The organism is Staphylococcus sp. SUC_1.2 (assembly GCF_026222585.1).
In genome coordinates this window covers 1-23,348 of record NZ_JANJPM010000015.1, presented here as the reverse complement: position 1 = coordinate 23,348, position 23,348 = coordinate 1, and the positions used below count along the sequence as shown (strand labels likewise).

23 protein-coding genes and 1 riboswitch are annotated in these 23,348 nt (G+C 31.6%); of the genes, 15 read left to right on the top strand and 8 right to left on the bottom strand.

Features of this window, described 5'->3' with window-relative positions; genetic code table 11:
* The first annotated feature begins 2 nt into the window (after positions 1–2).
* From purN to purD, 3 genes are read left to right on the top strand one after another with little or no spacing between them, the layout of a single operon-like run.
* A complete protein-coding gene (purN, locus tag NR218_RS06655; RefSeq protein ID WP_017175766.1) occupies positions 3–569 on the top strand; it encodes a phosphoribosylglycinamide formyltransferase in 567 nt (188 codons plus the stop codon).
* A 15-nt stretch (positions 570–584) separates the two neighbouring features.
* Positions 585–2,063 carry a bifunctional phosphoribosylaminoimidazolecarboxamide formyltransferase/IMP cyclohydrolase gene (purH, locus tag NR218_RS06650; protein ID WP_017175765.1) on the top strand — a complete coding sequence of 493 codons (1,479 nt, stop codon included), beginning with the start codon at positions 585–587 and terminating at the stop codon, positions 2,061–2,063.
* A 35-nt stretch (positions 2,064–2,098) separates the two neighbouring features.
* Positions 2,099–3,337 carry a phosphoribosylamine--glycine ligase gene (gene purD / locus NR218_RS06645; RefSeq protein ID WP_019835355.1) on the top strand — a complete coding sequence of 413 codons (1,239 nt, stop codon included), beginning with the start codon at positions 2,099–2,101 and terminating at the stop codon, positions 3,335–3,337.
* A 45-nt stretch (positions 3,338–3,382) separates the two neighbouring features.
* Here the strand turns inward: purD and NR218_RS06640 are convergent, their stop codons facing one another.
* The 4 genes from NR218_RS06640 to graF form a co-directional block, all read right to left on the bottom strand.
* On the bottom strand, positions 3,383–4,186 hold the full coding sequence (locus NR218_RS06640; RefSeq protein WP_019835356.1) for an energy-coupling factor transporter transmembrane component T family protein: 804 nt from the start codon (positions 4,184–4,186) through the stop codon (positions 3,383–3,385).
* Complete coding sequence (locus NR218_RS06635) at positions 4,179–5,582, bottom strand: ABC transporter ATP-binding protein (protein ID WP_017175760.1); 1,404 nt, start codon at positions 5,580–5,582, stop codon at positions 4,179–4,181. The genes NR218_RS06640 and NR218_RS06635 overlap by 8 nt, the downstream gene beginning before the upstream one ends.
* A 12-nt stretch (positions 5,583–5,594) precedes the next feature.
* Positions 5,595–6,170: an ECF transporter S component gene (locus tag NR218_RS06630; RefSeq protein WP_002448226.1), complete on the bottom strand. Its 576-nt coding sequence runs from the start codon at positions 6,168–6,170 to the stop codon at positions 5,595–5,597.
* A 92-nt stretch (positions 6,171–6,262) separates the two neighbouring features.
* A riboswitch (TPP riboswitch) is annotated at positions 6,263–6,364 on the bottom strand.
* 264 nt (positions 6,365–6,628) lie between these two features.
* Positions 6,629–6,748, bottom strand: a complete 120-nt coding sequence (gene graF, locus NR218_RS06625; RefSeq protein WP_002448238.1) for a glycopeptide resistance-associated protein GraF — start codon at positions 6,746–6,748, stop codon at positions 6,629–6,631.
* A 152-nt stretch (positions 6,749–6,900) separates the two neighbouring features.
* Between graF and auxA the strand changes: the two genes are divergently transcribed.
* The 5 genes from auxA (at position 6,901) to ptsP (ending at position 12,387) form a co-directional block, all read left to right on the top strand.
* Positions 6,901–8,196, top strand: coding sequence for a lipoteichoic acid stability factor AuxA (gene auxA, locus NR218_RS06620; protein ID WP_019835357.1), 1,296 nt, complete (start codon positions 6,901–6,903; stop codon positions 8,194–8,196).
* 153 nt (positions 8,197–8,349) lie between these two features.
* Positions 8,350–9,522 (top strand): class I SAM-dependent rRNA methyltransferase, encoded by a 1,173-nt coding sequence (locus NR218_RS06615; protein ID WP_265883286.1) that lies wholly within the window; start codon positions 8,350–8,352, stop codon positions 9,520–9,522.
* Between the two features lie 65 nt (positions 9,523–9,587).
* Entirely contained in the window at positions 9,588–10,130 is a 543-nt protein-coding gene (locus tag NR218_RS06610) for a DUF697 domain-containing protein (RefSeq protein WP_019835359.1), read from the top strand.
* A gap of 272 nt (positions 10,131–10,402) precedes the next feature.
* On the top strand, positions 10,403–10,669 hold the full coding sequence (locus NR218_RS06605) for a phosphocarrier protein HPr (RefSeq protein WP_232133053.1): 267 nt from the start codon (positions 10,403–10,405) through the stop codon (positions 10,667–10,669).
* Between the two features lie 2 nt (positions 10,670–10,671).
* Positions 10,672–12,387 carry a phosphoenolpyruvate--protein phosphotransferase gene (gene ptsP, locus NR218_RS06600; protein ID WP_049416172.1) on the top strand — a complete coding sequence of 572 codons (1,716 nt, stop codon included), beginning with the start codon at positions 10,672–10,674 and terminating at the stop codon, positions 12,385–12,387.
* Positions 12,388–12,439: 52 nt separating this feature from the next.
* Here the strand turns inward: ptsP and NR218_RS06595 are convergent, their stop codons facing one another.
* The gene (locus NR218_RS06595) at positions 12,440–12,673 is read right to left on the bottom strand and encodes a glutaredoxin family protein (RefSeq protein WP_049382531.1); all 234 of its coding nucleotides are present in this window, start codon (positions 12,671–12,673) and stop codon (positions 12,440–12,442) included.
* A 195-nt stretch (positions 12,674–12,868) separates the two neighbouring features.
* Between NR218_RS06595 and NR218_RS06590 the strand changes: the two genes are divergently transcribed.
* The 3 genes from NR218_RS06590 to NR218_RS06580 all read left to right on the top strand — a co-directional run bounded on the left by NR218_RS06590 (position 12,869) and on the right by NR218_RS06580 (position 16,014).
* On the top strand, positions 12,869–14,215 hold the full coding sequence (locus tag NR218_RS06590) for a cytochrome ubiquinol oxidase subunit I (protein WP_049420040.1): 1,347 nt from the start codon (positions 12,869–12,871) through the stop codon (positions 14,213–14,215).
* The gene (locus NR218_RS06585) at positions 14,215–15,231 is read left to right on the top strand and encodes a cytochrome d ubiquinol oxidase subunit II (RefSeq protein ID WP_017175752.1); all 1,017 of its coding nucleotides are present in this window, start codon (positions 14,215–14,217) and stop codon (positions 15,229–15,231) included. The genes NR218_RS06590 and NR218_RS06585 overlap by 1 nt, the downstream gene beginning before the upstream one ends.
* Before the next feature lie 123 nt (positions 15,232–15,354).
* The gene (locus NR218_RS06580; RefSeq protein WP_002448135.1) at positions 15,355–16,014 is read left to right on the top strand and encodes a potassium channel family protein; all 660 of its coding nucleotides are present in this window, start codon (positions 15,355–15,357) and stop codon (positions 16,012–16,014) included.
* A 38-nt stretch (positions 16,015–16,052) separates the two neighbouring features.
* Here the strand turns inward: NR218_RS06580 and rnjA are convergent, their stop codons facing one another.
* From rnjA to def, 3 genes are all read right to left on the bottom strand, one after another.
* Positions 16,053–17,732 carry a ribonuclease J1 gene (gene rnjA, locus NR218_RS06575; RefSeq protein WP_002448244.1) on the bottom strand — a complete coding sequence of 560 codons (1,680 nt, stop codon included), beginning with the start codon at positions 17,730–17,732 and terminating at the stop codon, positions 16,053–16,055.
* Positions 17,732–17,950, bottom strand: coding sequence for a DNA-dependent RNA polymerase subunit epsilon (locus NR218_RS06570; protein WP_002448185.1), 219 nt, complete (start codon positions 17,948–17,950; stop codon positions 17,732–17,734). The genes rnjA and NR218_RS06570 overlap by 1 nt, the downstream gene beginning before the upstream one ends.
* Positions 17,951–18,306: 356 nt before the next feature.
* Positions 18,307–18,858 (bottom strand): peptide deformylase, encoded by a 552-nt coding sequence (def, locus tag NR218_RS06565; protein ID WP_002448106.1) that lies wholly within the window; start codon positions 18,856–18,858, stop codon positions 18,307–18,309.
* Positions 18,859–18,992: 134 nt separating this feature from the next.
* Between def and NR218_RS06560 the strand changes: the two genes are divergently transcribed.
* From NR218_RS06560 to NR218_RS06545, 4 genes are all read left to right on the top strand, one after another.
* Positions 18,993–19,622 (top strand): YkyA family protein, encoded by a 630-nt coding sequence (locus NR218_RS06560; RefSeq protein ID WP_017175751.1) that lies wholly within the window; start codon positions 18,993–18,995, stop codon positions 19,620–19,622.
* Between the two features lie 166 nt (positions 19,623–19,788).
* Positions 19,789–20,901 (top strand): pyruvate dehydrogenase (acetyl-transferring) E1 component subunit alpha, encoded by a 1,113-nt coding sequence (gene pdhA / locus NR218_RS06555; RefSeq protein WP_070813312.1) that lies wholly within the window; start codon positions 19,789–19,791, stop codon positions 20,899–20,901.
* 3 nt (positions 20,902–20,904) lie between these two features.
* On the top strand, positions 20,905–21,882 hold the full coding sequence (locus NR218_RS06550; RefSeq protein WP_002448131.1) for an alpha-ketoacid dehydrogenase subunit beta: 978 nt from the start codon (positions 20,905–20,907) through the stop codon (positions 21,880–21,882).
* Positions 21,883–22,091: 209 nt separating this feature from the next.
* On the top strand, positions 22,092–23,348 hold a 1,257-nt coding region (locus NR218_RS06545), incomplete at its 3' end, for a dihydrolipoamide acetyltransferase family protein (protein ID WP_265883285.1).

The following is a 23,348-nucleotide window of genomic DNA, read 5'->3' as shown; positions in this document are numbered from 1 at the left end:
ATATGACTAAGGTGGCTATATTTGCCTCTGGATCAGGAAGTAACTTCGAAAATATTGTATCTAAAGTTGATAAGGGGCACCTTAATAATATAGAAATTACTTCTTTATATACAGATCATCACGATGCTTATTGCATTGAGCGTGCAAAACAGTTGAAAGTGATGGTTCATATTAATGAACCTAAAGACTTTGAAAACAAAGCAGAATATGAACAAAAATTAATTCAACTTCTTCATAGTGAAGAGGTGGAGTGGATTATCTTAGCAGGTTATATGAGATTAGTGGGACCAGACTTATTAAATGCTTATGAAGGTAAAATATTGAATATTCATCCTTCATTATTACCAAAGTACAAGGGGAAAGATGCAATTGGTCAAGCATTTAATAGTGGGGATAAGGAAACAGGTTCAACAGTTCACTATGTAGATAGTGGAATGGATACGGGAGAAATAATTGAACAACGAAAATGTGATATAAAACCGGACGATACAAAAGAAGCGTTAGAAGAACGTGTGAAACAATTAGAATATGAACTTTATCCAAGTGTAATAGCTAAAGTTATTAAATAAGGAGCATAGTTAATCATGAAAAAAGCAATTATTAGTGTTTCAAATAAAAGTGGAGTCGTGGAATTTGCTAAATCATTAACGCAATTAGATTATGAATTATATTCAACGGGCGGTACAAAACGTGCTTTAGAAGAAGCTAATGTAACTGTTAAATCTGTATCAGAGTTGACGCAATTCCCTGAAATTATGGATGGTCGTGTAAAAACGTTACATCCAGCAGTACACGGTGGTATTTTAGCAGATCGTAATAAACCTGAACATTTAGAACAATTATCAGAACAACACATTGATTTAATTGATATGGTTGTGGTCAACTTATATCCTTTCCAACAAACTGTAGCTAATCCAGATGTAACTGAAGATGATGCAATTGAAAATATCGATATTGGTGGTCCAACTATGTTACGTGCTGCAGCCAAAAATTTTAAACATGTAACAACCATTGTCCATCCATCTGATTATAATGAAGTCATTCAACGAATTAAAGAACATCGACTTGATGAATCATACCGTAAGTCATTAATGATTAAAGTATTTGAACATACAAATGAATATGATCATGCAATTGTAAGTTTCTTCAAAGGAGATAGTGAAGAATTACGATATGGTGAGAATCCTCAACAATCAGCACGTTTTGTTCGTACTTCTAATAGTAAACATACTATTGCTGGTGCGAAACAATTACATGGTAAGGCATTGAGTTTTAATAATATTAAAGATGCAGATTCAGCATTAGCATTAGTGAAAAAATTTAAAGAACCAGCTGCCGTTGCAGTTAAACACATGAATCCATGTGGTGTAGGTATTGGCACTGATATTGAAACTGCATTTAAACATGCGTATGATGCAGATAATCAGTCTATCTTTGGTGGGATCATTGCACTCAATAGAACAGTTACCAAAGATTTAGCGGAAACGTTACATTCTATTTTCTTAGAAGTTGTCATTGCACCAAAATTTGATAAAGAAGCTTTAGATATTTTAACTCAAAAGAAAAATATTCGCTTATTAGAAATTGATATGACAATTGATAATCGTGAAGAAGAATTTGTTTCAGTCTCAGGTGGATATTTGGTTCAAGATAAAGATAATTACGAAGTGTCTAAAGAAGAAATGAAGGTTGTTACAGACGTTGAACCTACCGATGCTCAGTGGGAGGCAATGCTTCTAGGATGGAAAGTTATTCCATCAGTGAAAAGTAATGCAATCATTTTAAGTAATAATAAACAGACAGTTGGAATTGGTGCAGGACAAATGAATAGAGTAGGTGCAGCTAAGATTGCATTAGAGCGCGCAATTGAAATAAATGACAATGTAGTAATGATTTCTGATGGCTTCTTCCCAATGGATGATACTGTTGAACTTGCTGCAAAACATGGTATTAAAGCTATTATTCAACCAGGCGGTTCAATTAAAGACCAAGATTCGATTGATATGGCTAACAAACATGGTATTGCTATGGTTACTACTGGTATGCGTCATTTTAAACACTAATTTAAAATAATTGAGAGAATAGAGGGAGAAAAGAAATGAATGTTTTAGTTATAGGTGCAGGCGGTCGTGAACATGCATTAGTATCAAAATTACATCAGTCGCCACTTATTGAAAAACTTTATGCTATTCCTGGAAATGATGCAATGACTCATTTAGCTGAAATACACACTGAAATTGCTGAAACCGACCATGAGGCTATTTTACAATTTGTCCACCAACATCATATAGAATGGGTGATTATTGGTCCAGAACAACCATTGATAGATGGTTTATCTAATAAATTGAGAGACAATCATGTTAAAGTCTTTGGTCCTAACAAAGAAGCAGCCCAAATTGAGGGTTCTAAATCTTTTGCTAAAAGGTTAATGGAAAAATATGATATTCCAACTGCTGATTATAAAGAAATAGACAATAAAACTGAAGCACTTAATTATGTAAATGAATGCGAATTACCTATTGTAGTCAAAAAGGATGGGTTAGCTGCTGGTAAAGGCGTAATTATTGCTAATACACGAGATGAAGCAATTGAAGCGGTAGAAGTGCTATATCCACAAGAAGATGGAAAAGTTGTCTTTGAACAATTTCTTGAAGGAGAAGAATTCTCATTAATGACATTCATTAATGGTGATTATGCAGTTCCTTTTGACTGTATTGCTCAAGATCATAAACGTGCCTATGATAATGACGAAGGTCCTAATACTGGTGGGATGGGCGCTTATTGTCCTGTTCCTCATATTTCAAATGACGTTTTAGAACGTACAAACAAAGATATTGCTCAACCAATTGCTAGAGCGTTAAAAGAAGAGGGTTATGACTATTTTGGTTTACTTTATATAGGTGCAATTTTAACTAAGGAAGGTCCTAAAGTTATTGAATTTAATGCACGATTTGGTGATCCAGAAGCGCAAGTATTGTTAAGTCGTCTAGAAAGTGACTTGATGGCACAAATCGTTGCTCTAGACCGTAAAGAACCTATTCGTTTTCAATGGATTAACGATTATGTGGTAGGAGTAATGCTTGCTTCGAAAGGCTATCCTGGGTCATATGATAAAGGTGCAGAGGTTTCAGGCTTTGAATTAAATAACCATTATTTCGTTAGTGGTTTGAAAAAAGAAAATGATACATTTCTTACATCTGGCGGACGAGTTGTATTAGCCATTGGAAAAGGAAAAACTATTCAACAAGCACAAAAAGATGCTTATGGAAATGTAGAAAAAATTAAGAGTGATCAACTATTTTATCGTAAAGATATTGGAAATAAAGCACTCAAATAAACTAAAAAGGACGTATCTCTATATAATGAGAGTACGTCCTTTCTATTATAATTGTGATTTTCTAACGTCTGTAATGCCAGTAATTGGGAAAAATTGAGCAAAATAATAAGATATAATTAAAATGGCTATAATACAAACGATAAATATTAAGTCTCTATAAGAAAATGGTGTTTTGTAATAATAAGTCCGAGGACCGTCTTTAAAGCCTTTGGATTCCATTGCTACAGATAATTGATATGCACGTCTTATATTTTGACTTAACACTGGAATGAGTAAATGTTTTAAGTGTTTAAGACCTCTATAATTTGATGCGTCAATCATTTGGTAACGCATTTTTAAAGAACGTCTTAATTGAATAAATGATGTAAAAATAAGTGGTACCATACGAATAGCAGCCATAAATGCATAGGCGATTTTAGGTTTTACTTTTAAATGTTGCATTAAACTATAGAAAATCATTACAATTTGCGATGTTAATGCAATTAACACACCAAACATTGAAACAGTAATTGTTCTTAAAGATAAGTGAAGACCTCTTACAATGCTCTCAGTACTAATATGAATAATTCCCCATTCAAATAACATATGTGTACCATCACCATATAAAATCATGAATAATGATGATAGCAAGGCAAAGAGAATGGTTGCTGATAAAAATGCAGCAATGACTTTAAAAGCTGTACCATTAAAAGATAATAAAAATATAAACATTAATAAAGTAATATAAATCATGTAATCAAAATTATGCACAAAAATGATAAAAATAAATAATAAAACTCCAAGAATTAATTTCGTAATAATATTTACATCATCTACAAGTGTATGACGCTTTTTCCAACGTTCAAACATTTGATTCACCTGCCATTTCTAAAAGCTTATGATTTTCTACGACAAGTCGACGTGTTGGATAACGATGAATAATTTCAGGGTCATGCGTCACCATTACGATAGTTTGTCCTTGTTTTACACGTTCTTCAAATAGCTTAATCAATTGAAATGTATTATGACTATCAAGTCCAAATGTTGGCTCATCTAGTAAAACAATTTCAGCTTTTGAACTTAAAGCAGTTGCTACGCTTAATCGACGTTTTTGACCTGTAGATATTTCAAAAGGATGATGATGTTTAACTTTTTCTAAATGTAAAAGTTTCAAAAGATGCTCAGTTTCTTCTTTCGATTTTGCTTTATCAAGATGATTATAATGAATATTAATTTCGTCATAAACTGAATTTGTAATAAATTGAAGTTCAGGATTTTGGTATACAAGATACATATTTTGAGCAGCATCTTTAATTTTCTTCAGTAATCGCTTCTCATAAAACATTGTACCGTTGTATTTCACTAATTGCATCATAGATTCGAGTAAAGTAGTTTTACCAGCTCCATTTTTTCCAGTAATTGTAATCCATTCTCCAGGATGAATATTTAGTTCTGAAACTTCAAATAGTGTATTTTTACTACGAATTATTTGTCCGTTTTGAAATTTAAAAAGTGTATTGGAATATTGGGGAGTTAAATCTTTTCGAATAGGTGCATAATCCCAAGCATGAGGATGCCATACGCCAAATTCAGTGAGTAACGATTCACAATGTTTGAGTATGTATTCAGGTGTATTATCAGCTATAATTTCTCCATCATAGTTCATTAATATGACTCGATCTACATGATGCCAAATATGTTCCACTTTATGTTCTACAATTAATACCGTTTGATCAGTCCATAAGTGAATTAATCGTTGCCATAAGTCAGCAGTTGCTTGTACATCTAACATAGCTGTAGGTTCATCTAAAAAGAGTGTATCAGCTTTCTGTAAAATCGTTTCAACGATAGCAAGCTTTTGTTTCATACCACCACTTAAATTATTTACGAAAGTTGAATTATCCACATCTAAATCTACAGACGCAAGTGCTTTTTTAATTTGTTCATCCATGTCTTCTCTTGGCACTTTTTGATTTTCTAAGACGAAAGCTAATTCTTCGTAAACTTTTGGCATACAAAATTGTGTATCTGGGTCTTGAAAAATAACCCCCGAATTAGGATCAATGTCTAGTTCATCATATTTCATCGGTAATTCTATAAGATTAGGAACAATGCCACTAAGGACATTAAGCAATGTGCTTTTACCAGATCCTGAAGGACCTAGTAAAAGCACTTTTTCTTTATCTTTAATTTCTATATTTAGATTATCGAAAATTTTTCGATCACCATTTGGATATTTTAGACGTAAATTTTTGACTTTTAACACAATCATTTCCCCTTATAAGTTGTCGTAATCTTTTTGAGAGGCAGGACGGAATAATTTAGTTACTCCAGTTTGATCTAAGGCTTTTACAATTAAATAAGAGAGTATACCAGACAGTACAATACCACTAATAGCACGGAAAATGATGAAAAGTAGTAAGTTCCAACCCGCAACTTCGTTTAGATAGCCGTAAAAATAATCTACAGGGAAAGATACTAATGCTGTTACTAAACCAGCTAACATTGCTACCATTAAAGAACGTGATTTGTATTTAAAGATAGCAAACACAACTTCACATGCTAGACCTTGTAAAATGGCATATACTATAGTAGGAATATCAAATTTCCCCATAACAATAGTTTCACCTGCACCAGCAGCAAATTCAGCAATTAATGCAATACCTGGTTTAGGAATAATTAAGTAAGCCACAATAGCAGCCATAAACCAAATACCGTATGTAAGTTGCTCTAGATGTATACCAGCTACTTGAGCTAAATTATATGGCAACCACCATAAGTTATAAATGATTGCAAAAATAACAGCAATCAGCACCGTAACTAGAATTTCTGAAAGTTTTAAACCTTTAGACATAAAATAGTTCCTCCTAAAAAAACGCACAACCCTTCGTAGAAAAGTTGTGCGTAAATTTAAATAAAAATGCTATTGATTATTAAAAACATGATTTATTTAAGTTAACACTTTCCTACGCTAGTTTTTAACTAGATCAGGTTCAAAGGGTTTGAGGTTAAGCCTCATCTCAGTGCTATACACCCCTAGTGCATTTATATTTTATTTATTTTAAATGTATGACTTTTAATAGTAGATGTCAAGATGCTTTTAATCTATATTTAATTAAAAATAAATTATAATTAAACAGTTTACATATTTAACAATTAAAATGTAATTAGTTCTAAAAATAATGAAAGAAAGTAGGATAGATTTATTTCCAACTCAGCCATCGATAGCCAATATATTAAAAATACCTGAGACAGCTTGTATGTCTCAGGCTTATTCATTAAATATTCTTAATGATGACATAAATAAGAAAATTAGTCTAATGTATTTTGAACATCTTGTTTAGTTTGTTCAATATCATCAGTTTTTTCTTCTTTTTGTTCTTTTAATTTTTCTTCATATTCTTTTGCTTTTTTTGCATCTTCATGTGTCATAGGACAACTCTCCTTTTTCATAGATTACTTTACAAAATTAATATACCCAATTAATAAAAGAATAAACTTCATCTCAGTCTAGAGAAGTATTTTATTTTTTATTAAAGACAAGAATAGAAAGTTCATATATAATTAATTTTGAGGTGAACTGTATGTCTTTTCTTAAGAAACACGCCGAGATTATCTATAGTTACTTGATCGGTATCGTTTCACTCTTCACAGGTCTCATTATCTTAATCAATTTGCCTTTAATCCATAAACTAAAAGATAAAGATAAAATTGATTTAAAAATACATAATATATGGGACTTTCTTAATGCATTTTTTAGTGAAATAATTAGAGTGATGAGTAGATTCATAGGCAACTTTCCAGTTGTAAGTGCAGTCATAATTATTCTATTTGGTATTCTAGTCATATTGATTGGATATACGTTATTTAGAACAACCAAATACGATTACGACATCTCAATTTTCTTTTTAGTTATTGGTATTTTATACTTCCTCATTACAATTACATTGATGACTCAAGTATATGGTTTTTGGGCAATTATATTCATTATTCCATTTGTGATTCATACAGGATATATTGTTTATAAAGATGAATTGTATCAAGAAAATAGAAAAGTTCATTATTTATGGATTATTATTTCATATGGAATAAGTTACTTGATTACTCAACTGTCATTGTATGGCAAAATCGATGCAAATGAGATTGAGCCTATTGATATTTTAAGTGTAAATACATTCTTCATCATTATGTGGTTATTAGCTCAAGCGGCAATTTGGAATTTCTTATTCTTACGCCGTGCGTTACCTTTAACAAAAGAAGAATTAGGGGAAGAAGAGCCTGAATTATCAAGAACTCAAAAAGGAAACGTTTCGACTCAATCAAAAGTTCATTTTAAACAACTTCAAGATAAAACATCAGAATATGCACGTAAGACAAGAAGAAGTGTAGATTTAGATAAAATTAGATCTAAACGCGATAAATTTAAAAGTAAATTTAAAAATATCGTAGATATAGAAGAAGATGATATTCCTAAGTGGATGAGACGTCCTAAATGGATTAAACCAGCATATGTGGAAATTTTCTGTGGTTTTATCTTATTCTTATTTACATTTATAGAATTTAATAATAGAAATGCTCTATTTGTATCTGGAGAATGGGAATTATCACAAACTCAATACGTGATTGAATGGATTACACTGTTAATATTACTCTTTATTATTATCATTTACATTGCGACGACATTTACTCATTTTTTAAGAGGCAAATTTTACTATTTACAGTTGTTTATGATTAGTATTCTATTCTTCAAATTGCTTACTGAATTTATTAATATAATGATTCATGGTCTATTACTTTCAATATTTATTACACCTACATTAATTATTATGTTAATACCTGTAATTATAGCATTTTCGTTGCAATTAAAAGAAAAACCATAATCTGAGTAAGGGAGTGGAACAGAATTCATTTTTGAATTCAGTGTTCCACTTCTTTTTTTAATTTAATATTTAGGTGAAGAATTTTAAATTTGTTAAAATAGTAGAGTAGATTACAATAGATTCGTTACAAAAATTAAAATAGGAGAAATTAAAATGAAAATAGCAACTTTAAATAAAGGCAAAGAAACTAAATATTTAAATCAATATCCTTTAGTTGAAGAAGAAGATATTTTTCAACACGATCATTTAAAAGAAGGTGACTTGTTTAATATAGTTACTGAAAATAACCAATATATTGCAACAGCTTATGTAGGACGTCAACATAAAGGATTAGGATGGGTAATCACATATAGCCAAGAAGAAGATATCAATATTACTTTCTTTGAAAATTTATTTAAAAAAGCGCTAGAAGAAAGAGAGTATTACTATAATATAGAAGGAACTAATGCTTTTAGACTATTTAACGCTGAGGGAGATGGCGTTGGAGGTTTAACTATTGATAATTACAATGGACATCTACTTATTCAATGGTATTCAAAAGGAATTTACAAGTTTCGTTATATAATTATTGAAGCAATAAAAAAAGTATTTAAATTTGAATCAGTTTTTGAAAAAATGCGCTTTAAAGATACGGAGTATACAGGAGGACATGTACTTGGAGAAACTCCGGAATTTCCAATAGTTATTGAAGAAAATTTTACATTTTACAATGTTGATTTAAACGATGGATTAATGACAGGAATATTTTTAGATCAAAAAGAAGTTCGTAAAAAATTACGTGATTATTTTGCCGAAAATAGAAGTATTTTAAATTTATTTAGTTATACGGGCGCGTTTTCAGTGGTAGCATCTAAAAATGCTAAAGTTACAACAAGTGTAGATTTAGCTAATCGTTCTCGTACATTAACTGAAGAAAATTTTGGGTTAAATGGTGTAGACCCTAAAAGTCAATATATCTATGTCATGGATACATTTGATTTTTATAATTATGCAGCACGTCATGGAAAACAATATGACACAATAGTCATTGATCCACCTAGTTTTGCGCGTAATAAAAAGAAAACTTTTTCAGTGCAAAAAAATTATGATGATTTAATTAATGGTGTTTTAGATGTTTTAGCACCAGATGGTACATTGCTACTATGTACAAATTCAAGTGCTTTTTCTTTAAAAGCATTTAAAAATGTAATTAAGAAAACATTGGAACAAGCTAACGTAGAATATGAAATAGAAGAAGTCATGGGATTACCAAAAGACTTTAAAACACATCCACATTATAAACCTTCTAAATATTTAAAAGCTGTATTCATAAATATTAAGCATTAAAGTACTGAAATAGGGTATTAAATGTATATTGAAAATATTATGAAAAACGAAAGGTGAGTCAGTAAGTGGGTATTATTAATAAAATTACAAATGGAGTTACTGATAAAGTTAGTAAAAAGGTCTTAGATATAGAAGAAATTAACGAAAAAGATATCTTACCTAAAAATGAAGAAGAAATTGCACAACGTAGAGAAAAAGCTAAAGCTGTTGTTAAGAAAAAATCTTTATTATCTTCAGGGATGAGTGTTGTGCCAATTCCAGGATTAGACTTTGGTGTAGATATCAAATTGATGAAAGATATTATTGAAGATATTAATAAAATTTATGGTCTTGATCAAAAACAAGTCAATTCTCTTGGTGAAGATGTTAAAGAACGTATTTTATCAGCAGCAGCAATTCAAGGTAGTTCAATTATTGGTGAAAAAGTAACTAGTGGTGCTTTGAAACTAATCATTAGAGATGTTGCTAAACGTACAGCAGCAAAACAAACAAAATGGTTCCCAATAGTGGGACAAGCTGTTTCAGCTTCAATTAGTTACTACTTTATGAATAAATTAGGTCAAGATCATATAGAAAAATGTGAAAAAGTTTTACGTGATATTATTTAATTTTTTAAAAATGTAGTATAATAAAAGGGAAGAAATTTATATATAACATTAGAAAATTGACTAACATAACGCTATACCTATTATAAGTAATCAAACTTTGTTTGATTACTTATATAATGATTGCTACTTTATTAATATAAGTGTATTTTTCTATAATAATTCAATTATATAAGAATTGAATTCAGTTATATATTTTGGTAGTGTTAGGGTATAAATTTTTATGTTAGATAATAAGAAAATTAATTTTCTAACTTACGGAGGAGAAATAGATTATGGAACAAAAATCATATGTAATTGTTGACGAAACTGGAATTCATGCACGCCCAGCTACAATGTTAGTGCAAACTGCATCTAAATTTGATTCAGATATTCAATTAGAATATAACGGTAAAAAAGTAAATTTAAAATCAATTATGGGCGTTATGAGTTTAGGTGTAGGTAAAGATGCTGAAATCACTATCTATGCTGATGGAAGCGATGAACAAGATGCACTTCAAGCTATCAGTGAAGTTTTATCAAAAGAAGGTTTAACAGAGTAATTATGTCTAAATTAATTAAAGGTATTGCAGCTTCTGATGGAGTTGCAATTGCCAAAGCATATTTACTAGTAGAACCTGATTTATCATTTACAAATGAGAAAATTACTGATACTGATGCTGAAATTAAAAAGTTCAGAAATGCTTTAGAAGCTTCCAAAATTGAATTAACAAAAATTAGAAATAATGCTGAAAAATCATTAGGTGCAGATAAAGCTGCTATTTTTGATGCACATTTACTTGTACTTGATGACCCAGAATTAATTCAGCCAATTGAAGATAAAATTGCGAATGAGAAAGTCAATGCTCCAGAAGCATTAAATGAAGTTACGACTCAATTCATTACTATTTTTGAATCTATGGATAATGAATATATGAGAGAACGTGCAGCAGATATTCGTGACGTTTCTAAGCGTGTACTTGCTCATCTTTTAGGCGTGGAGTTACCAAATCCTAGTATGATTGATGAAAGTGTAGTTATTATAGGAAACGATTTAACACCATCTGATACTGCACAATTAAACAAAGAGTTTGTTCAAGGTTTTGTTACAAATATTGGTGGACGTACAAGTCATTCTGCAATTATGAGCCGTTCATTAGAAATTGCAGCCGTGGTTGGTACTAAATCGATTACTCATGAAGTAAAACAAGGAGATATGGTTATTGTTGACGGTATTACTGGTGACGTTATCATAGATCCAACTGAAGACGAACTCATTGCTTATCAAAATAAACGTGAGCGTTTCTTTGAAGATAAAAAAGAATTACAAAAACTTCGTGATGCCGAAACTGTAACTGTTGACGGTGAACATGCAGAATTAGCTGCTAATATTGGTACACCTGATGATTTATATGGTGTTATGGAAAATGGCGCTGAAGGAATTGGTCTTTATAGAACAGAATTTTTATATATGGGTAGAGATCAAATGCCAACTGAAGACGAACAATTTGAAGCGTATAAAAAAGTGTTAGAAACTATGAAAGATAAACGCGTTGTTGTACGTACTTTAGATATTGGTGGAGATAAAGAATTACCATATTTAAATTTACCTAAAGAAATGAATCCATTCTTAGGTTATCGTGCAATTCGTTTGTGCTTAGATCAACAAGACATCTTCAGAACACAATTACGTGCGTTATTACGCGCATCTGCTTATGGTAAATTAAATATTATGTTCCCAATGGTAGCCACTATTAAAGAGTTTAGAGATGCTAAAGCTATTCTTTTAGAAGAAAAAGATAAATTAACTAGCGAAGGACAAGAAGTTGCTGATGATATCGAAGTAGGTATCATGGTAGAGATTCCTTCTACTGCTGCGTTAGCTGATATCTTTGCTAAAGAAGTAGATTTCTTTAGTATAGGAACTAATGACTTAATTCAATATACTATGGCAGCTGACCGTATGTCTGAACGTGTTTCATATTTATATCAACCATATAACCCAGCAATTTTACGTTTAGTTAAACAGGTCATTGAAGCTTCTCATAAAGAAGGTAAATGGACTGGTATGTGTGGTGAAATGGCTGGCGATGAAACAGCAATTCCATTATTATTAGGTTTAGGATTAGATGAGTTCTCTATGAGTGCAACCTCTATTCTTAAAGCTAGAAGACAAATTAATGGTTTAAGTAAAAACGAAATGGCGGAATTAGCAAATCGTGCCATTAATTGTGCAACACAAGATGAAGTTAAAGAACTTGTTCATCGCATTTCTAAATAATATTAAAAATACCTGAGACAACTTATGATGTCTCAGGTTCTTTTTTTATGTATTACAGTTGGATATCAAATATTCTGTTGATTTTTTCTAAATCTACATGATACATAGGCTCCTCATTTAATAAGATAAATGGTGTAGAGAATGCATCATATTCTAACATTTCATTACGATAAGAAGGATGCTTAATATTTTTTTCAATAAAATTAATATGATGTTCCGTTAAATAATTTTTTATAAAATTACAAGGTGGACAATCATCTTGTGTATAGATAATTATTTTAGACATAAATCATATTCTCCTTTTAATTATACTTTTCTTACTATATATAAGGTAATTAAAAAATGCAAATTTTGAATTTTATGTGAATTCCATTTAAATTATCTATTAAAAAGTAAACAAAAAAATTTTAGTTACTAATGTTTAGGTATATAATTTAAATATATAGGATTAAATTTTAAATTATAGAAAAGGTGGTTAAGTATGAATTCTGTCGAAATTAGTCGTTTTTTGACAGGGATGACATTAGGCGTTCATATTATTTTTGCTACTATTGGAGTAGGAATGCCATTAATGTTTGCAATCGCAGAGTTTTTAGGGATCAAAAAGAAAGATCCTAAATATATAGCATTAGCAAAACGTTGGTCAAAAGGGTATACGATTACAGTTGCAGTTGGGGTTGTAACTGGAACAATTATTGGATTACAACTTTCACTTGTTTGGCCTACGTTTATGAAAATGGGTGGCCATGTTATCGCGCTTCCTCTTTTCATGGAAACATTTGCTTTCTTCTTTGAAGCAATCTTTTTAAGTATTTATCTGTATACATGGAATCGTTTTAAAAATCAATGGATACATTTTTTAATTAGTTTACCTGTTATTATTGGTGGTTCATTCTCAGCGTTCTTTATTACTTCAGTGAACTCATTTATGAATACTCCAGCAGGTTTTGAAATGAAAAAAGGTAAAATGGTGAATGTTCAACCATTTGAAGCAATGTTCAATTCTTCATTTTTAGTTAGAGCATTTCATGTTGTTGCAACAGCTGGTATGACGATGGCGTTTATTTTGGCAGCAATTGCTGCATTTAAATTATTGAAAAATAAATATAGTGAAGATGCGCCATATCATAAAAAAGCGTTAAAAATGACTATGATTCTTGGATTTATTCAAACATTATTATCAATGTTAGCGGGAGATTTGTCTGCTAAGTTTCTTCATAAAGTACAACCAGAAAAATTAGCTGCATATGAGTGGCATTTTGATACACGTTCCAAAGCAGATTTAGTATTTTTTGGTGTCTTAAATGAAAACACTCAAGAAGTTTCAGGAGCTATAAAAATTCCTGGATTACTGAGCTTTTTAGCTGATAATAATATTAATACTAAAGTAAAAGGTTTAAATGAATTTCCTAAAAATGATTTACCTCCATTAATCGTTCATTATTTCTTTGATTTAATGGTAGCTATGGGAATCTTTTGTTTTATCGTATCAGGCATTTTTATATTAGCATTATTGATAAAAAAACTACGTCCTATTATAACTAAAAAAGTAATGCTTTATGCAGTACTTTTAACAGGACCTGCTTCAATGCTTGCTATAGAGTTTGGTTGGTTCTTAACTGAAATGGGACGTCAACCATGGATTGTTAGAGGTTACATGCGTGTTAGCCAAGCTGCTACACAGGCAGGAGGAATTACATTAGTAACAATTTTATTCGGTTTACTTTATTTTGTACTTCTCTTTACATCTGCTTATGTATTATTGAGAATGTTTAGAAATAAACCAGCTCGCGAGGATATTGATAAAGTGATTGGAGGTCAAGAATAATGGATTATACTGGCATAGGTATTACAGTATTATGGACTTTCCTATTTTGTTATATTATCGTAGCGTCTATTGATTTTGGTGCTGGATTTTTAACTTTGCATACAAAATTAACGGGAGAAGAAAAAAAGATTAATCATCTTATAGAAAGATATTTAAATCCTGTATGGGAAGTAACAAATGTATTTTTTGTATTTTTCTTTGTAGGTTTTGTCGGATTTTTCCCAGATTCAGCTCTTTATTTAGGGACAGTGTTATTAGTTCCTGGTTCAATCGCTTTAATTCTTATTTCTATTAGAAGTAGTTTTTATGCTTTTGAACATTATGGACAAGATAATAAACTGCCTTGGATATTTTTATATGGTATTACTGGGCTTTTAATACCCGCAGCACTCGCAACTGTATTGACTATCTCAGAAGGCGGATACATTAATGAACAAGGCAATCATTTTGATTTGGATTGGGTACAATTACTATTAAGTCCTTTTGCATGGTCAGTTGTATTTTTAGCAATTGTAAGTGTGTTATATATATCATCAGGGTTTTTAACATATTACGCTTCTAAAGCAAAAGATAAAGTGGCTTATAAATTTATGCGTCAATGGTTTATGTTCTGGGGTCCACCGATGATTATTATTTCATTATTTGTATTCTTATCATTAAGAATACAAAACTCTAATCACTTTTATAATGCAATTACGCATTATTGGTGGATGTTTGCAATTAGTTTTATTTTCTTCTTAATTGCAGGAATTTTAAATATGATTAAAAAGTATCATGGTTTAGCATTTATTATGGTGATTTTACAAATGGCTTTCGCTTTTTACGGCTACGGTATGAGTAAGTTACCTTATATTCTTTATCCATATATTAAAATTTCAGATTCAGGTGTAAACTCATCAATGGGCTTAGCATTAACGATCGTCTTTATTTTAGGTTTACTTTTATTACTTCCATCGTTAATATTGTTATTGAGATTATTCGTTTTTGATAAACAATATGTGGAAGGTAAAAAGTAATTTAAATTAAGAGAGGAGCTGAAATGAGAGTGATTTATATTTATAGAACTTTGAATAAGTTTCTAGTATATAAATGAACTTATCATTTTAGCTCTTATTTTTTAGATGGGAGTTCCAGAATTCATGGAGAAAGAGTATGTAGTAATAGGATTAGGTCGTTTTGGAGGAAGTATTGTAAGAGAGTTAAACGCTTTAGATATGGATGTTATGGCTATTGATAGAGATGAAGCTCGAGTAAATGAATATAGTGAAATTGCGACACATGCTGTTGTAGCTGACACTACAGATGAAGCGGTAATGAAAAGTTTAGGTATACGAAATTTTGATCATGTCATTGTGGCAATAGGTGAGAATATTCAATCTAGTACATTAACAACTTTAATATTGAAAGAATTAGGTGTTAAAAAAGTTACGGCCAAAGCACAAAACGATTATCATGCAAAGATTTTGAATAAAATTGGTGCTGACACTGTGGTACATCCAGAAAGAGATATGGGTCGTCGTATTGCACATAATGTAGCAAGTGCAAGTGTACTAGACTACCTTGAACTCGCAGATGAGCATTCATTAGTAGAGTTAAAAGTAAGTGAAAAATTGACTGGTCAAACAATCAGAGATTTAGATATTCGAGCACAATTCGGTATTAATATTATTGCAATAAAAAGAGGACGAGAAATCATTGTGTCACCAGATCCAAACATGAATATTGAAATTGGAGATATTATGATAATGATCGGCCACGATAATGATTTAAATCGTTTTGAGAAAAAAATAGTAAGATAGTAAAACACACGGTATTTCTTAAGAAATACCGTGTGTGTTTATTCTTCATTTACTTTCATAATTACTGGTAAAATCATTGGACGACGAGCTGTTTTTTCATATAAATACGGCTGTAACGTTTCAATGATTGAAGATTTAATTTGATGCCATTGAATATCATCATTTGAATTTAGTTTTGAAATAACATCCGTTTTAATTTTTCGTTGTGCATCATAAATTAATTGGCCAGATTCACGCATGTAAACAAAACCACGTGAAATAATATCTGGACCTGAAAGAAGTTTATTTGTATTAAAATCAATACTTACTACAACAATAACCAATCCTTCTTCAGATAATAATTTACGATCCCGAATGACAACATTACCAATATCACCGATGCCACTTCCATCAACTAATACATTACCAGATGGAATTCGACCAGCTTTACGCGCAGAATCGTGTGTTAAAGCTAAGACATCACCAATATCAAAAATAAAGACATTTTCTTCTTTAACACCACAATCAATACCTGTTTGACCATGAGCTTTTAGCATGCGATACTCACCATGAATAGGTAAGAAGTATTTAGGTTGAATTAAACGAAGCATTAACTGTTGGTCGCCTTGGGAACCATGTCCTGATGTATGAATGTTAGAAATCTTACTGTGAATAACATCAGCACCAGCTTTATATAATGCGTTAATTGTACGATTGATGCTTTTAGTATTCCCTGGAATAGGAGAAGAACTGAATACTACAGTATCATCAGGTATAATTTTAATTTGTTTGTGTGTACCATTAGCGATACGCGAAAGTGCAGCCATTGGTTCACCTTGAGAGCCAGTGCATAAAATAAGTAACTCGTGTTTAGGAATATTATTAATTTTGTTAGGCTCAACAAATGTTTCGGGGGGTGCTTTGATATAACCAAGCTCCATACCAATCTTAATATTATTTTCCATTGAACGACCAAAAGTTACAATTTTACGATTATATTTAATTGCTGCTTCCACCGCTTGTTGAACACGATAGATGTTTGATGCAAAGGTTGCGAAAATAATACGACCTTTACAGTTACGGAAAATTTTATCGACATTTTGTCCAACTTCACGTTCACTTAATGTGAAATCAGGAACTAGCGCATTTGTAGAGTCAGATAACAAGCATAATACGCCTTCTTTACCAAGCTCTGCCATTTTTGCGATATTTGCAGGCGCACCAACAGGGGTAAAATCAAATTTGAAGTCACCAGTATGGACAATTTTACCTTCAGGTGTGTCAACAACAACACCATATGCTTCCGGGATACTATGCGTAGTTAAGTAAAAAGAAATTTCAAAATGTTTAGATTTTATAACACTATCTTCTGTAATTTCATTTAAACTAGCATTACGCAGTAAATTGTGTTCTTCTAATTTATTGCGTATTAAACCTAAAGCTAAAGGGCCACCATAAATAGGCACATTAATTTGCTTTAATAGGTAGGGCACACCACCTATATGGTCTTCATGTCCATGAGTAATAAACAAACCAACAATTTTATCTTGATTTTGTTCTAAGTAGGTATAATCAGGAATAACGTAGTCTATACCTAATAAATTATCATCAGGGAATTTAATTCCAGCATCAATGATAACAATTTCATCTTTATACTCCACAGCATAAGTGTTTTTACCAACCTCACCTAAGCCGCCTAGAGCATATACACCTACTTCATTAGAATGTAATTGTTTCATTATTGAGCGTTCTCCACATTAAAGTGATCAGAATGTTCTTTTTCATATTCTAAATGTGCGCCCTCTAATTTAGTAATAAACTCGATATTATAATTGCGATCTTTTAAATAACGTCTTACTTGTTCTTCAGTTTCACCTTCAACATAAATTGTATTTGTGTTCTCACGAACAATTACTTCGTCTTTATTATGTTGAAAAAATACTTTAAATACTGCCATGATATATATTTCCTCCTAAATAAATGTTTATTTATTGTCTTATGAGCACAAGTAGAAAATAAATAAAATATACATGTTTATTTATTTTCACATCTAACGTGAATGCTACATAACAGGTATTTTAAATTTTTAATATAAAATAATATTTATTTTACTGTGCTTAAAGGCAAATCATACATGTCGTTCATTTTTTGAAAGATAGTAATTTACTATGATTTCAGTTAATTTTTATTTTACCTTATGTATCAGAATAAATAAAGCAGTTTATATGTAGTAAAAGTAGGAGGAAATTGAATAAAAAAAGAAAAACCTAACACATTTATTACAATAATGTAAAAATGCATTAGGCTTGAATATTAGACTTCAACTGAGTCTGGTAATGGAGTAAGAGGATGATCTTTATCGATATAATCGTAGAACATAATACCATTTAAATGATCAATTTCATGTTGAAATACAATTGCTGGATAACCTTTTAAACGTAATTTAACTTCATTACCATCAATATCATAAGCTTTAATTGTTGTTCTATAATGACGATGAACTAAACCAGGTATATTTTCATCTACACTTAAACAACCCTCACCAGTAGGTAAATAAGCGTGTTGAACACTATGACTAATTACTTTAGGATTGACCAACATATAGTCGTAAGATTTACCTTCCCCATCGTCAGGTAAATACACAGCTATCATTTTTTTTGAAATATTAATTTGTGGTGCAGCTAAACCTACTCCAGAGCGTAGACCATATTTTTTAGCAATTTCATCATCTTGACTATTAATTAAAAATTCACGCATATCACGCAAAGTATTTTTGTCTTCTTCAGAAAGAGGTAAATTCACGTCTTTTGCTTTTTCGCGTAACGTAGGATGTCCATCTCTAATAATATCTTTCATTGTTAACATGTTATACACCTTCCTTATATAATATAAAATATAACAGATAATATACATTTACGTACATTATATAGTTTCATTTGATTTATAAACTATCTTTATATAATATTACAATCGAAACACTATGAGGAGGAATGACATTAATGAAATTACGTAAAACCATAGTTGTTGCAGCTGCCTCTACACTTTTATTAGCTGGTTGTACAACTGATAAAAAAGAGGTAAAAGCTTATGACGAGAATGTTCAAAAAGCATTTGATAAAGAACAATCTATAAATGAGGTTAGTAAAAAACTAAATTCACTTGAAGAAAAGAAACAAGGTTTGTATAAAAAAGCAAATAGTAATGACAGTAATACACGTAGTAAAGCAGCTGACGATGTACTTGATAATATTGATAAACGAGAAAAAACCTTTGATAAGGAAGTTTCAATTTTAAAAAATTCCGAAAAGCAATTTAAAAAAGGCGATTCTCATATTAACGATATTAAAAATGATAATAAAAGAAAAGAAGTTAAACAACTTGATGATGCTATAAAAAACAAATATAAAACACATGACGACTATGCTAAGGCTTATAGAAATGTATTAAGTAAAGAAAAAGATTTATTTGAATTAGTCAAACAAGATGGAGTAACGCAATCTCAAGTAGACGAAAAAAACAATGCGCTTAATAAAGCTCAAGAAAACTTTAAGAAAAAATTCCAGGCTTATGCTAAGGCAATGAATACAGTTAATAAAGAAAAACAAGACGTCGATCATTTAATCTCTTAACATCACTAATACAGTGTTAATTGTTACATTGATACAGTTTCTCAGACTGTATCTTTTTTTAGTAATACAGAACTTTATGAAAATGTTTAACAGTCTAAAATAATTGTGGTACACTATGAGTGGATAAAATGAATTTCTATTATATGGGAAAGGTATGGTGAATTGAATGGCTCCTAAGTTACAAGCCCAATTCGATGCAGTAAAAGTATTAAATGATACTCAGTCGAAATTTGAAATGGTTCAAATTTTGGACGTAGATGGTAATGTCGTAAATGAAGACTTAGTACCTGATTTAACTGATGAACAATTAGTAGAATTAATGGAAAGAATGGTGTGGACACGTATTCTTGACCAACGTTCTATTTCTTTAAATAGACAAGGTCGTTTAGGTTTCTATGCTCCAACAGCAGGACAAGAAGCATCTCAATTAGCTTCTCAATATGCTTTAGAAAAAGAAGACTTCATTTTACCTGGTTACCGTGATGTACCACAACTTATTTGGCACGGTTTACCGTTAACTGATGCTTTCTTATTCTCAAGAGGTCACTTTAAAGGTAACCAATTCCCTGAAGGCGTAAACGCATTCAGTCCACAAATCATTATCGGTGCACAATACATCCAAACAGCTGGTGTGGCATTCGGTATTAAAAAACGTGGTAAAAAAGCAGTTGCTATCACTTACACTGGTGATGGTGGTTCTTCACAAGGTGATTTCTACGAAGGTATTAACTTTGCTTCTGCTTATAAAGCACCAGCAATCTTTGTTATCCAAAACAATAACTATGCTATTTCTACTCCACGTAGTAAACAAACAGCTGCTACTACATTAGCTCAAAAAGCAATTGCAGTAGGTATCCCTGGTATCCAAGTTGATGGTATGGATGCATTAGCTGTATATCAAGCTACTAAAGAAGCTCGTGATCGCGCAATTAATGGTGAAGGTCCAACATTAATCGAAACTATGACTTATCGTTATGGTCCACATACAATGGCTGGAGATGATCCAACTCGTTACAGAACTTCAGATGAAGATGCAGATTGGGAGAAAAAAGACCCATTAGTTCGTTTCAGAAAATTCTTAGAAAATAAAGGATTATGGAACGAAGAGAAAGAAAACGAAGTTATTGAACGTGCTAAAGACGACATCAAGAAAGCAATTAAAGAGGCTGACAATACTCCAAAACAAACTGTTCTTGATTTAATGGATATCATGTATGAAGATATGCCTCAAAATTTAGCTGAACAATATGAAATTTACAAAGAGAAGGAGTCGAAATAAGCCATGGCACAAATGACAATGGTTCAAGCGATTAACAATGCGCTTAAAACTGAATTGCAAAATGACGAAAACGTTTTAATTTTCGGTGAAGACGTTGGTGTTAACGGCGGTGTATTCCGTGTTACTGAAGGTTTACAAAAAGAATTCGGTGAAGACCGTGTATTCGACACACCATTAGCTGAATCTGGTATTGGTGGTTTAGCTCTTGGTTTAACTGTAGAAGGTTTCCGTCCTGTAATGGAAATTCAATTCTTAGGATTCGTATTTGAAGTGTTTGACGAAGTTGCTGGTCAAATCGCTCGTACGCGTTTCCGTTCAGGTGGTTCTAAAACTGCTCCTGTAACAATTCGTACACCATTTGGTGGTGGGGTACACACTCCAGAATTACACGCAGATAACTTAGAAGGTATTTTAGCTCAATCACCAGGTATTAAAGTAGTTATTCCATCTGGTCCTTATGATGCTAAAGGTTTATTACTTTCATCAATTAGATCAAACGATCCAGTTGTATATTTAGAGCACATGAAATTATATCGTTCATTCCGTGAAGAAGTTCCTGAAGAAGAATATACAATTGAAATTGGTAAAGCAAATGTCAAAAAAGAAGGTAATGACATTACATTAATTGCATACGGTGCAATGGTACAAGAATCTGAAAAAGCTGCAGAAGAACTTGAAAAAGAAGGTTACTCTGTAGAAGTTATCGATTTACGTACAGTTCAACCAATCGATATTGATACATTAGTTGCATCAGTTGAAAAAACTGGTCGTGCAGTAGTTGTTCAAGAAGCGCAACGTCAAGCTGGTGTTGGTGCTACTGTAGCAGCTGAATTAGCTGAACGTGCTATTCTTTCATTAGAAGCTCCAATTGCACGTGTTGCTGCTGCTGATACTGTATATCCATTTACTCAAGCTGAAAATGTTTGGTTACCAAATAAAAATGATATTATTGAACAAGCTAAAGCTACTTTAGAATTTTAATAGTATATACAAAACAGTAAGCTATATATGAATCTATATATTTAAAATAGGTACTTTCTATTTATTTTATGTATATATAATTAATTGTAAACTAGAGACGTAGGACAAAATGATAAAGTGTTGACAGGCATGACATATTATTCTGTCCTTCCTCTATGTTATAAATTTATTTTAAATAATAAATATTTAAATCTTAGGAGGATAAGAACGTGGCATTTGAATTTAGACTACCCGACATTGGTGAAGGTATCCACGAAGGTGAAATCGTTAAGTGGTTTGTTTCAGCCGGAGATACAATTGAAGAGGATGACGTATTAGCAGAGGTTCAAAATGATAAATCTGTAGTAGAAATCCCATCTCCTGTAAGCGGTACAATTGAAGAAGTAGTAGTTGAAGAAGGCACTGTAGCAGTTGTAGGTGATGTCATTGTTAAAATTGACGCACCAGATGCAGAAGAAATGCAATTTAAAGGTCATGATGATGACGATGCTTCATCTAAAGAAGAAGAACCTGCAAAAGAAGAAGCTAAAACTGAAGAAACTCCAGCAGCTTCAACATCACAAGATGAAAAAGTAGACGAAAATAGACGAATTAAAGCAATGCCATCTGTACGTAAATATGCACGTGAAAAAGGCGTGAACATTAAAGCAGTTTCTGGTTCAGGTAAAAATGGACGTATTACTAAAGAAGACATCGATAACCACTTAAATGGTGGCGGTGCTCAAGCAGCAACAGCTTCAAATGAAAGTGCAGCTGCTTCAACATCAGAAGATACTTCTGCAGTTCAAACTCAATCAGTACCTGAAGGAGACTTCCCTGAAACTACAGAAAAAATCCCTGCTATGCGTAAAGCAATTGCTAAAGCAATGGTTAACTCAAAACACACTGCTCCACACGTAACATTAATGGATGAAATTGATGTTCAAGAATTATGGGATCACCGTAAAAAATTCAAAGAAGTTGCAGCTGAACAAGGTATTAAATTAACATTCTTACCATATGTTGTTAAAGCGCTTGTTTCTGCACTTAAAAAATACCCAGCACTTAATACATCATTTAATGAAGAAGCTGGTGAAATTGTACACAAACATTACTGGAATATCGGTATCGCTGCAGATACTGAAAGAGGTTTATTAGTACCTGTAGTTAAAAATGCAGATCGTAAATCTATTTTCCAAATCTCAGATGAAATCAATGAATTAGCTGTTAAAGCTCGTGATGGTAAATTAACATCTCAAGAAATGAGCGGTGCTACATGTACAATTAGTAACATCGGTTCAGCTGGTGGACAATGGTTCACTCCAGTTATCAATCACCCAGAAGTAGCTATTTTAGGTATTGGACGTATTGCTCAAAAACCTATTGTTAAAGATGGTGAAATTGTAGCAGCTCCAGTATTAGCATTATCATTAAGCTTTGACCACAGACAAATTGATGGTGCAACTGGTCAAAATGCTATGAATCAT